This is a genomic window from Eudoraea sp., assembly GCF_049669105.1.
In the GTDB taxonomy this organism is placed as follows: Bacteria; Bacteroidota; Bacteroidia; order Flavobacteriales; family Flavobacteriaceae; genus Eudoraea.
The window spans coordinates 1-2,295 of sequence record NZ_JBATKE010000153.1; the positions used below are offsets into that span (position 1 = coordinate 1).

Consider the following 2,295-nt stretch of genomic DNA (forward strand, 5'->3'; position numbering starts at 1 on the left):
TTTTGGCAATCTTCTGGTTCAAATCGGCTCTGGCAAAGATCCACTCTAACTATATGAGCAGGTTAGGTTTTCATCTCGAAGGCCATCCAGCCTGCCGGATATTGCCCAGATCGCGGCCAATTGAGCCTAACAAAATCGCTCAGTTCTTTGCCGTAATGAGACTTTTTACTGGTTGTTTGCCGAGAACGGACTGTCTGCGCCGAAGCTCCTGCCAGAGCTTTGTCAATTGCAGCTAGGCAGCGCCTGTTCGCATGATCGCCTCGAACATTTATTGAATCTCTTTACGCTGTTCCCGTTCGAAGGCATTAATGATAGGCGAGAGTACATTGCGGACATCGGACCGAGTGAGGTCATTGGCGCAAACTTTCCCAGTTTGTTTGAGCTTTCGCTGGCTCGGATAGATGCCCTGTTCAACGAGTCCTCGAGCAGCTTGTTTGACACGATCTAGGCGCTCCTGCCTGATGAGCGCGCGTTGCCTCTTCTGCTGCTGGTGAAATCTCGCGCGGTGCTTGGCATAAAGGTCGGCGAAATGGTAGCGAACCACCATGTTAGATGTGTCGTATTGTTTGGCAAACTCAGCCGGGCCAATAATTTCCCCCTCTGACGCGAGCAGTTTCGTGAGACCTTGTCGAATTGCTACCTTCTTTTCCGGTGTCATTGTACGGACCTTGGCAACCTCCGTTGTGGTCCTTCGTAGTCTGGTGCGCCGGTCTATCTCCAAGGCGTTATTGCGTGAGACCCAAAGGTCCGCCGGTGAGAGCTTCAGCTGAAATAGTATTCGGCACAAGGCCGGGAAAGTTGGTCGACAGGACCCGTCGAAATATTTGTAGCTTGCGGTCTTATCCAGACCAAAGAACCTTGCGAACTCGGCAACGTTGCCGTCGAACTCTTTTTCAAGAATAGTCTGAAATGTCTCCACCATTTGACCCACGCCTATTGAGTAACCACCGCCATTCGTGGCAGCGAGCAGCTTTCCGAGTTCGAACGAAATCCACTGGCTGAAATCAGTAGGTCTTCCCTGGAAATAGGTACACCGCTTTCGCGAAATATCCTGCCGACATTTCATGCAAAAGAGAGGGTTTGTTAACCATGGGATCACCGGTAGCCGATCTCCGCAGGTTGGGCAAGCATCGTATAGTCGGATGTTGTGAATTGGGCAAGATTCAACAACTTTGAGCATCCAGAGCAAACGAATATATGGGCCGTCATGTACCAACCGGTCTTGGTTGATGCATTCAGGACAGAAGCCAATATGTGGGCGTAGAAACCCATGCATTCGTGCTTCTACTATTTCGGTCCAAGGGCGAAATGTCAGTTGTGCAGAGCTTCTAACTGCAAGCGCGCTATCGAACGCGTCGATTGCGCGCTGAGCCGTCAGGCCGGCCCCATTAATTTGACCGTTCTGCTTCTGAATCCTGAGCTGAAAGTCTTTTCGCTCCGCAAATCGCTGCAGCGAAGAGATGACTACTGTTGCGGGTCGCATATTGCGCCGATCACCGAGACGACATGCGAAGCTTGCCAAGGACTCCACTTGGCTGGTTGCCACCCCAATCGGGGTGGCACCATACATATAGGGACAACCTGGCGTCATTTCATCCGCGGTAGGGATGGTCACGGCGCGAAAGCTAGTGGTCATGATTCGACCTCGTCAAGGAGATGTCCAGCCTTGTCTTGAGTCGGCTTACGCCGACAAGCAGGTGGCTTTTTGCGCCCTTCGCTACCTTGGCCGCGAGTTGGTGGTCGCATAATGCTGGGACTTTCTCCAAGTTCCGACATGACGTTGAACTCCTTGGCATCTGCGTGGATTCTCTCGGCATCTTTGATACTTCGAACCAGGGAGGCCAGGTGTTTGCCACTCAGGGCCGTTTCATCGAGATGCTTTTTGCTAACCTTTCTAGCGCCCTTGTCGATTGCGAGCGCAAGGGCGCGCTTCATCCAATCCATCAATATGCCTACGCAACCTGTCGTCCGCGCGTAAAAGTAGACAACATCTCCAGACACCTCCTTGGCAAGCGGTATGTGCAGTGCCGTTTCCAAAGCACCAACCACGCCGCGGAATATTTCGATGTCAGAGTCATTGCCCGCATAGCGTCCGAAATGCAGGACATCGGCACGGCGGGCGGTCTGTGCGTTTACATACAGCATTTCATAAGCTTTGGAGGTTCCGAACGCTATGACTGGTACGCGAATCCGGTCGGAAAGCGATTTCAACACATCGAGGTTGTCGTGTGATTTCTCATTTGACGTTACTTTCGAAAGCTCCTGGACTTCGTCGATTAATAGGGCTGCCGGACG

General features: G+C 52.2%; 2 protein-coding genes. Both read right to left on the reverse strand.

Annotation, left to right across the window (positions count from 1 at the left end):
• Positions 1 to 268 precede the first annotated feature (268 nt).
• Positions 269 to 1,636 (reverse strand): TniQ family protein, encoded by a 1,368-nt coding sequence (locus tag WBM60_RS12720; RefSeq protein ID WP_424283150.1) that lies wholly within the window; start codon positions 1,634 to 1,636, stop codon positions 269 to 271.
• A partial coding sequence (locus tag WBM60_RS12725) for a TniB family NTP-binding protein (protein ID WP_424283151.1) occupies positions 1,633 to 2,295 on the reverse strand: 663 nt, incomplete at its 5' end. The genes WBM60_RS12725 and WBM60_RS12720, both read right to left, overlap by 4 nt.

Coding starts and splice junctions, on each gene's coding strand:
- WBM60_RS12720 (WP_424283150.1), bottom strand. CDS start 1,636: ATGACCACTAGCTTTCGCGCCGTGACCATCCCTACCGCGGATGAAATG.